Consider the following 16,953-nt stretch of genomic DNA (forward strand, 5'->3'; position numbering starts at 1 on the left):
AAGCGGAAATCCTCGCTTCGCTCGGACTTCGCTGCGCTTCGCCCCACAGCGGCGCTTTTGCGCCGAAGGCGCAACGCACCTTGGGGGTTCCGCTTAGCTCGCGCACCGTTAGGCCGCTTTACGAAACCTGTTTTATACTTGGGTAATTTTGTCAGGAGATACGAGGTAGAGTAGACTGAGATAGAGGCACAGTTTCGTGCAGCGTCTCCAACCCTTCAGGAGGTGTCAGATGAGCGTACACATTGGCGCAAAGCAGGGGCAAATTGCTCCAACCGTTCTTCTACCCGGCGATCCGTTGCGAGCCAAGTACATTGCAGAAACAATGCTGGAGGATGTATTCTGCTACAACGAGGTCCGCGGGATGTTAGGTTATACGGGCCACTATGGAGACAAGCGCGTCTCGGTCATGGGATCCGGCATGGGTATGCCCACCTTGTCCATCTATGTAAACGAGTTGGTGAGTGAGTATGGCGTCAAGACGCTGATTCGCGTTGGGACGTGTGGGGCACTCCAGTCTCACCTGAAGGTCGGCGACATCGTGCTCCCCATGACATCCTCCACAGACTCCCACATGAACAAGCTCCGCTTCCAAGGGATGGATTATGCACCTGCAGCCAGCTTTGATCTCTTGCTGAAAGCCTATGAAGCCGCCAAAGCACGTGAGGCCAGAGTGTATGTGGGGGGCATGTTCTCCGGCGACACGTTCTACGCCGACGATCCTGAATGGTGGAAGATATGGGCTGCGTATGGCACACTGGTCTGCGAGATGGAGACGAACGGTCTGTACACGCTTGCGGCAAAATTCAAGGTTGATGCTCTCTCCGTGCTGACCGTGAGCGACAGCCTGGTGACCGGCGAGTCCTCAACAGCCGAGCAACGGGAAAGGGATTTCCCGCTGATGGCCGAAATCGCATTGGAGATTTCGCCTTGTTCTGGTTAGAGCGCCTTATCTTGGTCGTAGCGGCCTAACACGCGCATGCAGCCGACACGCGCTTCGCGCGTGGGTATCGAAGAGGGTTACGGCATTGGTGGGGGTTGGTTGGCGGAGTTGGCAGGGCCAAGCCGCGCGTGCGGCTGATGCGCAACCGTCCGGTGGATAGAGAATCAGATTAAAAGACTCCACCAAGACGATGTATCTACTAATGGGATTGTACGTCGTCAAATTTCATAAAACGACGTACACCGGTGAAAACCACAAATCCTGAAGAGAGAACGGTACCGTGAACGATATTCCTGGTACACAGCAACAGTCCAAATCTGGGGACATGCGATACGCCTTGCTAGCTATGACATGCAGCCTGACTATTATGGTGCTGAGTGGTTGTTGGGAGCGGGACATGCCGATTACGCCAAAATCAACTTTGCAGCCTACGTCGATTGTTACCGGGTTACCGGTGTCTACGCCTGACCTGCGCTGTATCGAAGATAGCGACTGCGTGATCGCATTCAGGCTCGATCTCTGGTGCGATTGCGGGAGCATCTACAGCCGTGAACAGGTTGAGGGCGACCCCAACTTACTGCTTGTGTGGGAAAGACGGAAGTATCCATATACGGTGCCACGGACGACCCGCACACCGACAGGGCCGATTGCCATGTGTAAACCGTGCGGCTACCACCCGACAGGGGCAATTTGCTGGGAGGGGCGGTGCAAACTGCCGGACAACCAGGTGGAAATGCTGCGATTGTGTGATGGCTTGGTTGATCAACCTCGCGCCGGCATCTGCTATGACGCCGCAGCCTACCAGGCCTTTCAGGAAACTGGTACTCAGGGTGCTCTGAAGATATGCAGGTTGCAGAAACGCCCGGATTTAGAGGCCGCATGTTTTTCCAACATCGCCAGCTTCCTCGCCCAAACCGATGCAGAACGCGCCAATCAGTTGTGTAAACTGATTGGTGATACCACCTCGATCACTCAGGCGGATTGCTTCGAAAAGGTCCGCATCACCAGCCCTACGATTACTCCCACACCCACGGCGACCACGACGCCCTTCCCCACGACAATACCAACCGCCCGATCACTCGACTCACCATTGCCCACGGTCACGCCCACGCCCACTAGTGTAGCCCAGTTCATGTCGCCATTACCAACGCCGATCGAAGGCGAGTAATGACAGGGTAACACCAGGACGAATTCGCTAATCATTTGAGTACAGACGCCGATTAGCGTATAGTTGGCCCCTTTGTCAAGACCACGAATCGACGAATCTAAGGTGATGGACATAACGTTCTGGTCGAACGATAAGAAGTTGAACAAGGATTAGGAAAGAAGTCATCGCTTTCCGGTCTGCATCGACAACAGGCGTGCAGTGAGCGAACAGGTTCGACTTCGCTCACTGTACGCTTTCTGCTGGCTGAACTGCCCCGGTCTCATGCCGAAGGCACCCCTTTGGGGAGGGCCGCCGGTTGGGGGACGGAATCCACTTCCCAACTTTCCACTAGACGCAAAGACAGACGCAAAAAAGACGCCTGGCGACCGCTTACCCTGTATAATGCCCGGCGATGGATGATTTCGAGGGCAACGCTCACTCGTTCATTGTAAAAATCTGGTTGGAGGAAACAGCTGAAGAGGCCGGCCAGGCGCACTGGCGCGGGCGCATCACCCATGTACCCAGCGGCACCTACCGCTATGTTCAACGGCTGGAGGATATCAGCGCGTTTATCATCCCTCACATCCGCGCGATGGGCGTGGAACGAATTTAGGGATGTCGGGCAATTTCGACAGCCGGCGCGGGGCAAACAGCACGCCTGTTGCCGGCATGTCGGGTCCCAATTAAGGAGAGTTACCGATGCCAGTCACACCGACCTATCCGGGAGTCTACATCGAGGAAATACCCAGTGGTGTGCGAACAATCACCGGCGTTTCTACCTCGGTCGCCGCTTTTGTCGACTACTTCAAACGTGGTTCGATGAACAAAGCGGTGCAAATCTTTAGCATGGGTGATTTCGAGCGCGGGTTCGGAGGCCTGGACGAACTCAGTGAAGCCAGCTATGCCATTCAACAGTTCTTTCTCAACGGCGGCACTGAAGCCTGGGTGGTCCGGGTGGCCAGCGCAGATGGCAGCAACCCGTTGGCCAAGGCAACCGCGACCCTTTTCGACAGTGCCAGTGGCGGCTCCCAGGCCATGGCGATCTCGGCTGCCAGCGAGGGGACCTGGGGCAACAATCTGCGGGTGGAAGTAGACTATGGCACCGCCAGTTCTGCTACACAATTCAATCTGACCGTCTCAGAGGTCCAGACAGTCAGTGGTCGCACGGTGGTGACCAGACAAGAGGTGTTCCGAAACCTCTCGATGACCAGCACCGATCCCAGCTACGTCAAGACTATCGTGGATGACGGTTCAACGCTCATGAGAGTGGACTCGACCGCGGGCAGCAATCTTCCTCAGGCCTCAGGCTCACTATCTGGTTCCACCTTCACCTTCCCCGCCAACCCACCTGGGGCAGGGCTGCCGCTGCTGGTTGACGTCATCCTGGACGATGGCACCAGCGCCGTGACCAAAACCGCCAACCTGGGTACGACGGCCATCGCCAGTGTGGAGGAGGCTGCCGGCCGCCTGCAAAGTGGCATTCGAGGTGCAGACCCGGGAAATCCAGCCTGGGCGCAGGCTCGTGCAGGAGTTGTGGCGGGCGTTCTTCAGATCGTGGCTGGTCCCTCCGCGCCAGGTACTATCTTCACCTTCGCCGCTGCGGCAGCCGATGCCAACACCGTCGGGAACCTGGCTCTGCCCACCGCGGCGGGTACGGAAACCAACGTTGCGCTCTACCAATTGGGCTACAATGGCAGCGCCATTGGGGCCCAGGGCGCGGGTGCTGCCACATCGGTGGGCGGCAATGGGTTGCCGCCCGATGCCACGGCCCTGCTGGGCAGTCCGGCTGTCGATCCACCAACCGGACTTCACGCTCTGGACAAGGTCGACCTGTTCAATATTCTCTGCCTTCCTCGCATTGCCCGGGTGAGCGGCACGTCGACAAACTTCGCCGAGGCCCAGGTCGATGCTGTGGTCAGCGCAGCCACGACCTATTGCAACGCACGGCGAGCTTTCTTTGTTTTGGATACCCCCAGCAACAAGACCACCGTTTCCCAGATCAAGGACTGGATCAACACCAAGGCGACATTGCGGGACAAAAATGTTGCGCTCTACTTCCCCCGGGTCCAGATCGCCGATTCCCTGCAGGATTTCCGCCTTCGCTCCTTCGGCGCCAGTGGCACCATTGCCGGGCTCTACGCACGCACCGATGCCAACCGCGGTATCTGGAAAGCGCCGGCGGGCGTTGACGCGGCCCTCCGCGGAGTCACCAGGTACGACGTCAAACTGAACGACGCCGAAAACGGCACCCTCAATCCTCTGGGAGTTAACTGCCTGCGCATTTTCGATGTCTTCGGCAATGTCTGTTGGGGGGCCCGTACCCTGGACGGTGCCGATCAGCAGGCCTCGGAGTGGAAATATGTTCCGGTGCGTCGGCTGGCCCTCTTCCTGGAGGAAAGCCTGTTCAGAGGAACGCAATGGGTGGTCTTCGAACCCAACGACGAACCCCTTTGGGCGCAGATTCGCCTCAACATCGGGGCGTTCATGCATAGCTTGTTCCGCCAGGGCGCCTTCCAGGGTACAACGCCGCGCGATGCCTATTTTGTCAAGTGTGACAAGGAGACCACGACTCAGGATGATATCAATCGCGGCATCGTGAATATCGTGGTCGGCTTTGCACCGCTCAAGCCGGCTGAGTTCGTGATCATCAAGCTCCAGCAGATCGCTGGTCAGATCGAGGTATAGAACCATGGCCCAGTTTACCGTCAATACCCATCGTTTCGATCCCTACAAAAACTTCAAGTTCCGCGTCAGGTGGGACGGCCGCTATGTGGCAGGAGTCAGCAAGGTCAGCGCGCTCAAAAGAACCACCGAGGTGGTCACCCACCGGGAGGGAGGCGATCCCAGCAGCAGCCGCAAATCGCCGGGGCGCTCCGAGTATGAGGCGATAACGCTCGAGCGTGGCGTTACCCATGACCAAGAATTCGAGCAGTGGGCCAACAAGGTCTGGAACTTTGGTTCAGGGTTGGGCGCCGAGAGTTCGCTGAAGGATTTCCGCAAGGACATCATCATCGATGTCTACAACGAGGCTGGCCAGCTGGCGATCGCCTACAAGGTGTATCGCTGTTGGGTTTCGGAATACCAGGCGCTGCCTGATCTGGACGCCAACGCGAATGCCGTTGCCATCCAAACCCTCAAGCTGGAAAACGAGGGCTGGGAGCGCGATTACGAGGTCACCGAGCCGACGGAACCGACCTTCACTGAACCATGATCTGGTTCGCCGGCGAGTTTCTTCCGGACATCCGGTGGTCATACTATCAGCCCACCGGCCGGGTTTCCCACGTAAGACCGGTGCCAGCGCTGCGGGAGCGTGGTCCATGAGCGGGATCGCAGGCAACTCGAGGTCATCCGCTCGACTCTGGCTGCATGTCTGGGAGCAATGCCAGATGCATGGGTCTGTGCAGCGAGCCCTGTTGCTGTTGGCCGGCGCCGAACCGCAAAGCCCTGTCGAAACCCTGGCAACGCTGTCGATCGGCCAACGCAACCGCCGGCTGCTGGCGTTGCGCGAGTCTCTCTTCGGACCCGGCTTCGTTGGCCTTGCTACCTGCCCCCAATGTGGTGAAAGGATTGAAATGACCTTTGCCGCATCTGAGATCAGCCAGGCTATGGCGTCCATTCAACGGTCAGACGCCGGGATCACCGGGTCACCCGAGGTTGATTCCGAAGGCGGGGAACATGGCGCAACGACCCCTTCATCCCTGGTTGCGATCGAGGACAGGTATCTGTGGAGCGACAGCAGCTTCGAGGTGATCTATCGCCTTCCCACCAGCCAGGACCTGATGGCCTTAGATCCCGCTCACGGGTCCGGCGCGCGACGAAAACAGCTTCTGGATCGCTGTATCCTGGAGTCTCGAAGTGACGGCGTGAACGTGGCGCCCGATCAGCTACCGAGCGAGGTGAGTGCCGCCGTTGTTGCCCATATGGCGGCGGTTGATCCCTTTGCACTCATGGAGACGGACCTGATCTGTTCGGCCTGCGAATACCGATGGCCGGTCCAGTTCGATATCCTTTCCTTTCTGTGGGACGAGTTGAACGCGTGGGCTGAACGCATGTTGAATGAGGTCCATACGCTGGCTTCGGCGTACGGTTGGTCTGAAATGGAGATACTGGACATGGGTCCCTGGCGGCGAGGACGGTACATTTCGATGGTACTTGACCGCGGAGCTGTCACATGACCGATTACCTGGACAATCTGGTTCAGCACAGCCTGCCAGGTTTGCCGGAAGCGCTGAACGTGCTGCAACCTCGGCTTCCAACCCGCTTTGAAGCGAGTGGAGTTGAAGGAGTTGGGTTGGCGCGAAGTGCGAATGTGGACAGCATCGAGACGCTCGATGGGCCGGGGTTGGATCCAGGGAGATGGGAAACCAGTCAATCGACTCCAGCCTTAGCTGAAGAGAGATGGCCTGGGCAACCGGCTCCCCGCGCGATCGGAACGCAACAAGGAATCCTGGAAAGTCCCTGGCCAGGCAGCGTGCCTTCTTCCGATCATGAGGGTCGCCCGGTGACGCAGCCAAATATCAGGATGGATCGCGACCCCAAGATATCGAACGACCTGGACAGTAGTCCGCCGGCAGGCATGGTCTCAGAGACGAAGGCAGCGACTCCCATTTCGGTCAAGGATCAGACCCAGACGATGAACAAGGGTCAGGACTCTCTGGCATTGGGCAAACTGGCAAACGCTGAGACTGTCGCCTGGCAGTCGCCCGGCCTGCCTTTGCAATCATCGAACATTGGTCGGTATCAACGGCAGATCGAGCCCAAGCTCCAGCCGCCAGTGCGAGGTTTTCAGAAAGAGGCCAGAACCGGGCCAACAGTGGCTATCACAATTGGGCGCATCGAAGTGCGGGCAATCACGCCACCGGCACCGACTCGACCGGTCCGGCGAGCGGCGCTGCAGTCCAAACCCAATACCCTTTCGCTGGATGACTACCTGCGCGGCCGAACACCAGGAAATCGGGGCACGGCCGGAGGGAGTGGCGAGTCATGAGTAATGCCCTGGCTATCGCAGCCGTCACGGCTGTGTTACGGGACTTGCTGAACAATGGCCTGATCGATCACGACGTCACCGGAAGCCTGGGTGGCAACGTGACTGTCAGCGCGCTGCCGCCGGACCGCATTCAGACGGGGGATAGCAGCGAGCAGGCCCAACTGAACCTGTTTCTTTACCAGGTTTCCCCCAACGCCGGATGGCGCAATGTTGGTCTGCCCTCCCGCAGTTCAAACGGTGACCGGCTCAGCAATCCGCCGCTGGCTCTGGACCTGCACTATCTGCTTACCGTCTATGGCGCTCAGGAGTTTCATGGCGAAGTGCTGCTGGGTTACGCTATGCAAATCTTGCATGAGACGCCGGTGTTAGCCCGGGACGCTATTCGCGAGTCTCTGGCAGCGCCACCCCCTATTTCGGGAGGGGTGCTGCCGCCGGCGCAACAGGCGCTGGTTGCGGCAGAGCTGGCAGACCAGGTTGAGTTGATCAAAATCGTTCCACAGGCCTTGAATCTGGAGGAACTCTCCAAGCTTTGGACAGCCATGCAGGCCAAGTACCGTCCCTCAGCGGCCTACCAGGCATCGGTAGTCCTGATCGAAAGCAAACGTTCCACCCGACCGGCGTTGCCGGTACGGACGCGCAATGTCAAGGTCTTCACCTGGCGCCAACCGGTGATCGAACAGGTGGTGTCGTCCGAGGGGGCCGATGCCTGGATATTCGAGGGCAGCACCCTGCTGGTCCAGGGTTATCAATTGAAGGGCAATGTCACCCAGGTGCGCTTCGGTGAGGTCGACGTGACGCCCGCCGACACCGACTTAACCGATAGCGAGATTCGGGTGGCAGTCCCGGCAGGCCTCCAGGCGGGCGTGCAAAGCGTTCAGGTGGTCCAGCGACTCGATCTCGGCACAGCAGCGCCGTCTGAGCCCCACCGCGGTTTCGAGTCCAATGTGATGGCGTTTATTTTGCATCCTGTGATCGAGGCGTCCGGTCCGGTACCCCCTGCGGTGATTGGCCCCACGGTTGCCAACGTCACGCCCACCCTGGTCGACGGGACACCGGTGATCGTCGACGGGGTGACGCTTCAGTCGGCCGATGTGACGGTCAACTTCGCGCCGCGGGTAGGTCGATCCCAGCGGGTGAGGTTGCTTCTGAATGAGTTCAACCCCCCGGCCTCCCGCCAGGCGAGGGCCTATTCATTCAATGCGCCCCAGGACAATGGCATTGCCGATCCCCTTCAGGCCGATACGGGATCGATCGTATTCCCGATCTCCTTTGTCGCGCCGGCCGACTATCTGGTGCGGGTCCAGGTCGATGGCGCTGAGAGCCCACTCACAGTTGATGGCACGGGCCAATACGCCTTGCCGAGGATAACGGTATGAGCGACACTGTGACGGCCAGCTCTCGCAGGCAGGAGACGTCGGAAAAAACCGATGCCCAGCGGGACTTTCTGCTGGACAACCAGCGTGCGCTGGTCGCCGCCCTCGAGCGACTGCGCGTCATCTTGCAGGCATATCTGAGCGGGCAGCCGGGCAATGTAGCGCCCGCGATCGAACCACCGATGCTGGCCTCGCTGCGTGCAACTTTCGGTCTGACTGCCTTCGAGCGCGACCTGTTGTTGCTGGCTGCCGGTGTCGAAATGGACAGCGAGATCGGAAACCTTTGTGCCCAGGCACAGGGTGGAGCAACCGGGATCCAACCCACCTTTGGCCTTGCTTTGTCGATGCTTCCGGATGGACATTGGAGTGCCCTTGCGCCCACCGGGCCGCTGCGGTCCTGGCGGCTGCTGGAAGTGGGACCGGGGCCTTCACTGATTCACAGCCCGCTGCAGATCGACGAGCGGATTCTGCATTTCCTGGCTGGGCTTCAACACCTTGACGAGCGGCTGGCTTGCTATGCCTTGCCGGCGGATGCCCACGTCGATCTGGTGCCTTCCCACCGGCGACTGGCAGAGCATCTGGCTGGGCTGTGCCAGCAAGAGGGCAGTGATCCATCGCCCGTCGTGGCGCTCTGCGGCGGCGTCCCGGCCGACCGGCGGCTTATTGCGGCGGTAGCTTGTGACCTGGCGTCGCGACCTCTCTGGAGGTTGGCCTCCGGCGATTTGCCGGCTGGCGAGCTTGACAGGATGGCTCGACTTTGGGAAAGGGAACAGGCGCTGGCCGGCAGCATCCTGTTGCTGGAGTGTGATGAGCTCGATGGCAGCCGGGGAAGTTCTGCAAATGGTCTGGTTCGCCGCTTCATTGAGCGCGCAGGGTTTACCGTGTTCGTCTCATCCAAAGATCGCCTGTTGGGAATACAGCGTCCCATGGTTGTCCTGGAGGCGCAAAAACCATCGAGAACTGAACAGCGCAGCCTGTGGCAGCAAGTTCTGGGGCCGGCTGCCGGCAGTCTCAATGGGCAGCTGGATGGCCTGGTTGCCCAGTTCGACCTGAGTGCTCATGCCATCCACTCGGCGGCTCAACTGGGTGTAAGTACGGGAGAGGACGATCTATGGCAGGTATGTCGCCAACAAACCCGGCTTCGACTGGACGATCTGGCCCAGCGTGTTGCGCCGGCAGCGGGATGGAAGGATCTGGTGCTTCCCAGGGGCCAACTTCTTCTGTTGCGCGAGATTGCGGCGGCAGTCCGGCAGCGCACCCAGGTGTACGATGTGTGGGGTTTTGCCCGCAAAAGCTCCCGGGGTCTCGGCATCAGCGCCCTCTTTGTTGGAACCAGCGGTACTGGCAAAACCATGGCGGCTGAAGTGCTGGCCCAGGAACTTCAACTGGATCTCTATTGCATCGATCTGAGCCAGGTTGTCAGCAAATATATCGGCGAGACGGAAAAGAATCTACGGCGGGTCTTTGATGCGGCCGAGGAGAGTGGCGCCATTCTGCTTTTCGATGAGGCGGATGCCCTCTTTGGCAAGCGCAGTGAGGTCAAGGATAGCCATGATCGTTACGCCAACATCGAGGTTAGCTACCTGCTGCAACGGATGGAGGCCTACCGCGGGCTGGCAATCCTGACCAGCAATATGAAGAGTGCTCTCGATCCAGCCTTCATGCGGCGGCTGCGCTTCGTCGTGCAGTTTCCCTTCCCCGATTCGCATCATCGGGCCGAGATCTGGCGCGGGGTCTTTCCGCAGGAAACGCCGACGGAAGGCCTGCAGCCAAAAAAACTGGCGCGACTCAACCTGGCGGGGGGCAACATCCGCAACATCGCGCTGGGTGCGGCCTTTTTGGCGGCCGATCAGGGCCAGCCTGTGCGGGCTGGCCATATCCTGAGGGCTGCAAGGGCCGAGTACGCCAAGCTGGAAAAGCCCATGAGCGAGTTAGATCGTCTGGGCCTGGAGCAGGATGATGACTGACAAGGCTAGCCGGGGATTGAAGACCCCCGCGGTTCCAGACAGGGTGTCGGTTCACATCGAGGAACTGATTCTGCATGGGTTTCCCGCGGCCGATCGTATGCGCATCGGCCGGGCGGTGGAACGGCAGCTTGCCCGTCTGCTGGCTGATGGGCAGATGCCTGGCAACTTCACAGGCCATGAAAAGATCTCCGCCCTGGACGGCGGATCGTTTGCCACGAGCCCAGGAATTCGTCCGGAACAGATTGGTTCGCAGATTGCCGGAAGTGTTGTCCAGGCATTACAGCAACAGCAAACGGTCTCCTCTCGTTGGACGGAAGGAACGGACCAATGAGCCAACGTGCTAACGCCACACAGAAACGATCAGGCTCGGCAACGCGGGTTCCCCGGAACCGTCATTCGCGGCTGGCGGTCAATCGACCCGGGGATCGATACGAACAGGAAGCGGATCGCATTGCCGACGCGGTGGCCGGTGGCGCGTCCGGCCGTCCTGATTTTTCCATTGCGGCGGTGCCCATCGTTCAGCGGCAGGATCGGGACATCGTCTCGGAAATGCGTGGCATCAAAAAGCCCAAGCCGGAAGAGGAGAAATACAAAGAGGCGGCCAAAAAGGTCGGCGACGCATTTCTGGAAACGGCTCCCGGCAAGGAGATCAAGGCGAAAGCGGAGCAACTGGGTGATGCTTTTATCTCCACACTGCCGGGCAAGATCATTGCCGGTACTGCCCTGGCCGGGGCTGTTGCAGCCCTGGCTGCCACCCACTCGGAATTGCCCATCGGCATCCCTGAGATCTCGCTGGACAAAATCAAGCCTGGTCTGAAGATGCAGATCACCTACGAGGGTCCGGTGGACAAACCGACCAAGGTGATGGCCACCTTCACCTACAAGTTTGGGCCGGCTCCCAAGGCACCCAAAAAACCGGCCATGAGCAAGTCAGAGAGATTCCGGGCGGAAACGGCTCGTATGCAGCTGGAACAGCACAAGTTTCGGGAGAGCATGAAAACGCCGGAGGAGAAGGCCCAGGACCAGGCGATGATCAACGCCTGGCTGATGCACCGGAATCGCCAGATGGGATTGTTACCCGGCTTGACCCCTGGGGCTGCGGAACAGACCTATGGACCGCAACCGGATGCTGGCAAGCAGGCCTCTCCCGACGACCTGAAGCTGAAGGGCGAGACGAAGACACCCAGTCGTGCCGAGATGCCCAAGAAGAAGGAAGAGGGATCGCTGCTGATGCGCAAAGCCACCGGCCAGGCTGAAATTGGCCATGCGCCATCGCAGGTCCATGATGCTTTGCAGTCCCCGGGCAGGCCATTGGATGACAGCACGCTATCCTTCATGGAGACCCGCTTCGGCCATAGTTTCGCTCACGTGCGTATCCACACCGATGCCGGGGCAGGCCAATCAGCCAGAGCCGTCAGTTCCCATGCCTATACCGTGGGATCAGACGTCGTTTTCGCCAGCGGGCAATACTCGCCGCACACTGCTGCCGGGCGGCATCTGCTGGCCCATGAATTGGCCCACGTCGTTCAGCAGACTGGGCCAGCCCCCCTTTCGCCCGGGTTGGTTTTGCAGCGCAAGGAAGGGGAAGAGGGACTCTCACCCGAGGAAATGCTCAAACATGCTGTCGAGGGTGACGACGATGCGGTGCGCGAGCTGGTTGATTCTCAAGAGTGGGGGAAATTGACCTTCGATGTCGCGCAGGGGAGTCAGCTGATCGTCAACCTGTTGGATGGTGCAACGGGCGATGATGATGAACTGGCAGGTCTTGGGATTCTGCGCAAGGCGTTGAAGCTCAGCCTGTTCGACGATTTATTGCTCAAACTCAAGGCCCGGAGCCGCTTTGGCCAGTTGATGGACGACTACCATGGCGCCGAATATCGCGATCTGCTGGATCTGCTGTCAGGGAACATCAAACACCTGAAGGTCAAGGTTGCCTACCTGGACGAATTTGTGGTCATGTGGTGGGTGCGGGAGCACGAGGAGCGGGCTGTCGTCCTGCTGCTGGAAAAATCCGCGATGGATGAAAAGGTCAAGCTATTGACTGATGATCACCGGCGCAATGAACTGCGGGACGCCATTGACAATCGCGATCTTTCCTTCAGGTATGAGAAGATCATCGGTGAGGCGAATCAGGGGCGCCAGCAAGACCTGAAAATCCAATTGCGAAATATCTTCGGTGTCGAGGCCGCCAAAACGGTGAAAGCTGGTAAACGAACCCAGGCTGAAGTGGACCGGCTCCTGGTGGCGGCAACGGTTGATCTGACCAGGGAGTTGTTGGACTACCGAGAACAACTTGATGACCTGCTGAAGGCAAAACCGCCCGATTTCGGACAGATCAGGAAACTCAACAAGGAGTTTGAGGAGCGATTGAAGGCTCTTATCGTGAATAAGACAGCCGAGTTTGGCCTGGAACTTAAGTACAACCTGGAGTTCAACCGCTTGCTGGACAAGACCTACGGGCTCAGCTGGACTCCTGAAGACCTCAAATTCTTTGATCGGCGAATTCTATCCAGGATTCCACCGGAAATCCTCCTGGCCAATCCAAAATTCCGCAGGATATTGCGTGCAAGAGAGCATCCGGACGTGGCAGGTCGCGCGCCGATGAGTGGCCGGTACATCAAATTATACGGCGGTTTGACCTTCGGTACCACGGTTCACGAACTTGGACACATCCTGAGTCGTGACGAAGCTCATCGGCTTATGGGTGAGTTCATTACTGAATTCAAGTGGGAGCATCTGACAAAAGGCAATCTGAAGACCCATGTTCGTAATGATGGGAAACGCGAGCGCTTGATAAAGCGGATGGAGGCAGACCGAAAAAACAAACGGACCAAGGCGAAACACCGCCACGGGGATCATTATTACAAGTACGACAAAAAATCGGACGACGCCGATCCGATGTATTTCCGTTTTCCGGTGGATAGCTGTTTCGTTTCTTCCTACGCGACCGTTCATCCCAACGAGGATTTTGCAGAGACTTTTGAAGAATACGTGAAGAATCCCAACAATCTTTACGATAGCTGCAAAAAGAAGTATCAATTCATGCGTAGAAATGTGTTTGGCGCCTATCTCTTCGACAAACAACGTAACCGTCTCCTGGGGGAATTCGATGCTGAGCGAAAGCGTCAACTGACTTCAACACTGGTGGCGTCGTTGCGGGGAGGGGATTTCGCAGTCGACGATCACCTCAACGACAAACACCTGGATCCCCTGCGAACCGAATTGCGAAAAGCTCTTGCCGCCGAAAAGAAGGCGGTGGCAACAAGCACCGCAAAGGATGAACGGCCAGGAGAAGGTGATCTGGTTCCCTTCAAGAGTGCTGACGTTCGTGCCACCGCGGCACCATTTTTGAGGAAACTGAAGGCGATCGTGGTGCTGAGCGCACGACTGGCCCAGCCCTGGTCCCAGCATAGCTTGGCGCTGGACGGCGAGATGAAGAAGGTACCTGCGGGTGTGTTTTTTGGCGGCGGGCAACGGCTTCGCCATCGATTGGACAGCGCATTCCAGACGGATGCTCTGGCAGCTCTCGACCTCCAGGCGAAAAAGATCCTGGATGGCAAGGAGTCGGAGGTCGACCTGGAACCGGGCCTTAACAAGCTGATAAGCAAATTCCAGTCGGCGGTCAAGGTTTTCGGGAGTTATGCGCCGGTCTATCATGCCCTGGCCAGTCCCGAGTTCCAGGTGCAGTCAAAGCCTTCATCTTCTCAAGCCAGGTTTGGTCCCTTCGGAGCGGGTATCATGAGTCAAATACCGCCAGGTGACGCCCGGCGAACGAAAGTGGAAACTCACATACTGTCCTGGCGGAAGAAACTCGTGAAGCAGCGGAAGAAACTCGTGGTGGATATCTTTGATAACCTGCTGGCCGGCATATCGTTCGTCAATTCAGGCCTGGAACACCCCGACGTTCTGTTGAAGGAATACAAGGCAGATGTGCGAAAATTCGCCAGGAAACAGGGCCTGGCCATTCGCCGGAAATCGCAAATCGGTCAGGAAACGCGCGAGGTCACGGATGCGGCCGGCCTCCAAATGACGGGGGCGGGTCAACCGCTGCCTGGCGAGACCCGAACGCTGATGGAACGCAGCCTGGGGCTGGACTTCAGCCAGGTGCGAATCCACGCCGACTCGTCCGCCGCCCGGTCTGCCCGGTCGGTGCACGCGCTGGCCTATACGATAGGATCGCACATCGTTTTCGATGCAGGCCAGTTCGCACCCTCGACACCGGGCGGTCAATGGTTGTTGGCCCACGAATTGACCCATGTGGCCCAACAAGGGCAACTGGACGGTGTAAACCATGACTCACTGAATGAGCAGGAGTCAGAGGCCATCCCGGGTGACCTGTCCGCCAGCAGGTCATCAGCGAATGGCCAGGCAGGAAGCGCATGAGCACATTTCCCGGCACTCCCAGGCTGATCAAAGGTGGGCTCGTACTGATCGACCCTGTCTCGGCTGCCGTTCAGCAGGTGATCACGTTGCAGTACAACCCCGATACGATCACGCGCACGCTGCAGGTTCAGAGTGTAGGCGAAACGGCCGACCGTTCCGAGGCGCTGCGCCTCAAAGGCCCCCCGGTGGAGACCATTAGCCTTGAAGCGGAAATCGATGCGAGCGATCAGTTGGCTGCAGGGGATTCCTCGGTGAGTGAGTTGGGCGTTGCGCCTCAACTGGCCGCACTTGAGGCTACAGTTTATCCGGCCAGCAGCCAACTGCAGCAGATCAATGGACTGGCTCAAAGCGGAACCCTGGAGATCATTCCCATGCAGGCTCCCCTGATGCTATTTGTGTGGAGCAAAAACCGGGTAATGCCGGTGCGCATCTCCGACTTCAGTATTACGGAGCAGGCCTTCGATCCGGCGCTGAACCCGATCCGGGCCAAAGTGAGCCTGAGCTTGCGAGTCCTCAGCATCAGCGACCTTCCCTTCAACGAGAAGGGAGGCAATCTCTATATGATCTATCAGCAACAGAAGGAGCAGCTGGTTAGCCGCGGTCCGGGAGGCACCCTGGGTGCTCTGGGCCTGGGAGGGATACCATGAGCGATTCCGAACAAGCGCTGCAGGCGTTGCTTCAGCCGCTGGGAATGGACTCCACGGCCTTTCCACCCACCAGCCGCTATCATGGCATTGAAGTTGCCACCATGGAGACCTCGGACGGTCGCACCATTGCTTACGTGCGACGTCGTTTCGTCCCGCCGCCGGAGCGTTTCGCGTTGCTACAGGAACATACGGTTCAGGAGGGTGACCGGCTGGACAAACTCGCTGCTCAATACATCGGCGATCCGGAGCAATTCTGGCGTCTCTGTGATGCCAATGGTGCGACGCGACCTGATGAACTGACCGAAGAGAACGGCCGGAAGCTACGGATTACCTTGCCAGAAGGCATTCCAGGCGGCCAAAATGCTTAAGGGCATCAATCTTACCCTGATGATCGGTCCGGCTGTGCCGCTGCCGGTACCGGCGGCTGTGCTCGATGCCCTGACTGACATTCAGGTACAGGTCAATTCCGGCGAGGTGACCAGCGGATTCGAGATGAAGTTCACGCTCTCAAAAAACTCGCCACTGCATACCCTCTTTCTTCTGAGTGGCCAGGCGGCAATTCCCATCATGCGTGCGGTGATCGTGGTAACGGTGAACGGGGCGACCGAAGTTCTGATGGATGGTGTGATCACGCATCAGAATGTGAGTCCCGGCGGCGCAGGAAACGACCCCGTGCTGACGGTCAAGGGCAAGGACCTGACAGCAGTCATGAACTGGATCGATTTCAGTGGCATTCCCTACCCTGCCATGCCCAATTTTGCGCGGGTTGCACTCATTCTGGCAAAATATGCCGTCCTGGGAATTATTCCCGTGGTGATCCCCAGCGTTCTGACCGAAGTGCCCATTCCTGTGGATCGAATTCCACGACACAAGGGAAAGGATCTTGCATACGTCAAACAGCTGGCCGAGGAGGCAGGTTACGTCTTTTATCTCGATCCAGGTCCAGCGCCAGGCACAAGCAGAGCCTACTGGGGTCCCCTGATCAAAGTTGGTGCGCCGCAGCCAGCCCTGAACATGGATATGGACCACTACACTAACGTGGAGTCCTTGAGCTTCAACTTCGACAACGAAGGCCGTACGCTTCCCGTGGTATTCATCCAGAACCAGTTGACCAAGGTGCCAATTCCCATCCCGATTCCTGATGTTTCATTGACCAATCCACCGCTGGGCCTGGTTCCGCCCCTGCCGAACGACATCGAGCCTTTGAGCGGCACTGCCAAACTCTCTCCGATCCGGGCCGCTCTCTTTGGCCTGTCGAATGCCGCAAAATCGGCTGACGCGGTGACCGCCGATGGCACGCTTGACGTGTTGCGCTATGGCCGGGTTCTGAAGGCCCGTCAGTTGGTCGGCGTGCGCGGGGCCGGTGTTGCCTTCGACGGACTCTATTACGTGAACAGCGTGACCCACCAGATCAAGCAGAGCCAATACAAACAATCCTTCACCCTTGCTCGCAACGGACTGCTGTCTACCGTTCCCACCGTTCCAGCCTGAGGAGCAATACGAGTCTGA

At 58.5% G+C, this 16,953-nt stretch carries 14 protein-coding genes; all 14 read left to right on the top strand.

The features are described from left to right. Nucleotides 1-229: 229 nt before the first annotated feature. The 14 genes from deoD to U9R25_06685 all read left to right on the top strand — a co-directional run bounded on the left by deoD (nucleotide 230) and on the right by U9R25_06685 (nucleotide 16,935). The gene (gene deoD / locus U9R25_06620) at nucleotides 230-940 is read left to right on the top strand and encodes a purine-nucleoside phosphorylase (protein MEA3335567.1); all 711 of its coding nucleotides are present in this window, start codon (nucleotides 230-232) and stop codon (nucleotides 938-940) included. 280 nt (nucleotides 941-1,220) lie between these two features. After that, entirely contained in the window at nucleotides 1,221-2,108 is an 888-nt protein-coding gene (locus U9R25_06625; protein ID MEA3335568.1) for a hypothetical protein, read from the top strand. Nucleotides 2,109-2,499: 391 nt separating this feature from the next. Continuing rightward, nucleotides 2,500-2,700, top strand: a complete 201-nt coding sequence (locus tag U9R25_06630) for a hypothetical protein (GenBank protein MEA3335569.1) — start codon at nucleotides 2,500-2,502, stop codon at nucleotides 2,698-2,700. An 86-nt stretch (nucleotides 2,701-2,786) separates the two neighbouring features. Continuing rightward, the gene (locus U9R25_06635) at nucleotides 2,787-4,772 is read left to right on the top strand and encodes a phage tail sheath subtilisin-like domain-containing protein (protein ID MEA3335570.1); all 1,986 of its coding nucleotides are present in this window, start codon (nucleotides 2,787-2,789) and stop codon (nucleotides 4,770-4,772) included. Between the two features lie 4 nt (nucleotides 4,773-4,776). After that, on the top strand, nucleotides 4,777-5,298 hold the full coding sequence (locus U9R25_06640; protein ID MEA3335571.1) for a phage tail protein: 522 nt from the start codon (nucleotides 4,777-4,779) through the stop codon (nucleotides 5,296-5,298). Nucleotides 5,299-5,404: 106 nt separating this feature from the next. Then, nucleotides 5,405-6,262, top strand: coding sequence for a phage baseplate protein (locus U9R25_06645; GenBank protein ID MEA3335572.1), 858 nt, complete (start codon nucleotides 5,405-5,407; stop codon nucleotides 6,260-6,262). After that, nucleotides 6,259-7,074, top strand: coding sequence for a hypothetical protein (locus tag U9R25_06650; protein ID MEA3335573.1), 816 nt, complete (start codon nucleotides 6,259-6,261; stop codon nucleotides 7,072-7,074). Before U9R25_06645 ends, U9R25_06650 begins: the two co-directional genes overlap by 4 nt. Further along, a complete protein-coding gene (locus tag U9R25_06655; protein ID MEA3335574.1) occupies nucleotides 7,071-8,450 on the top strand; it encodes a DUF4255 domain-containing protein in 1,380 nt (459 codons plus the stop codon). The genes U9R25_06650 and U9R25_06655 overlap by 4 nt, the downstream gene beginning before the upstream one ends. Next, a complete protein-coding gene (locus U9R25_06660) occupies nucleotides 8,447-10,414 on the top strand; it encodes an ATP-binding protein (GenBank protein ID MEA3335575.1) in 1,968 nt (655 codons plus the stop codon). Before U9R25_06655 ends, U9R25_06660 begins: the two co-directional genes overlap by 4 nt. Further along, nucleotides 10,407-10,745 carry a hypothetical protein gene (locus tag U9R25_06665; GenBank protein ID MEA3335576.1) on the top strand — a complete coding sequence of 113 codons (339 nt, stop codon included), beginning with the start codon at nucleotides 10,407-10,409 and terminating at the stop codon, nucleotides 10,743-10,745. The genes U9R25_06660 and U9R25_06665 overlap by 8 nt, the downstream gene beginning before the upstream one ends. After that, complete coding sequence (locus U9R25_06670; protein ID MEA3335577.1) at nucleotides 10,742-14,797, top strand: putative zinc-binding metallopeptidase; 4,056 nt, start codon at nucleotides 10,742-10,744, stop codon at nucleotides 14,795-14,797. Before U9R25_06665 ends, U9R25_06670 begins: the two co-directional genes overlap by 4 nt. After that, the gene (locus tag U9R25_06675; protein ID MEA3335578.1) at nucleotides 14,794-15,444 is read left to right on the top strand and encodes a hypothetical protein; all 651 of its coding nucleotides are present in this window, start codon (nucleotides 14,794-14,796) and stop codon (nucleotides 15,442-15,444) included. Before U9R25_06670 ends, U9R25_06675 begins: the two co-directional genes overlap by 4 nt. Next, nucleotides 15,441-15,812 carry a LysM domain-containing protein gene (locus U9R25_06680; protein MEA3335579.1) on the top strand — a complete coding sequence of 124 codons (372 nt, stop codon included), beginning with the start codon at nucleotides 15,441-15,443 and terminating at the stop codon, nucleotides 15,810-15,812. Before U9R25_06675 ends, U9R25_06680 begins: the two co-directional genes overlap by 4 nt. Further along, on the top strand, nucleotides 15,805-16,935 hold the full coding sequence (locus U9R25_06685) for a hypothetical protein (protein MEA3335580.1): 1,131 nt from the start codon (nucleotides 15,805-15,807) through the stop codon (nucleotides 16,933-16,935). The genes U9R25_06680 and U9R25_06685 overlap by 8 nt, the downstream gene beginning before the upstream one ends. Nucleotides 16,936-16,953 lie beyond the last annotated feature (18 nt).

The organism is Chloroflexota bacterium (assembly GCA_034717495.1).
GTDB lineage: Bacteria > Chloroflexota > Anaerolineae > JAAEKA01 > JAAEKA01 > JAYELL01.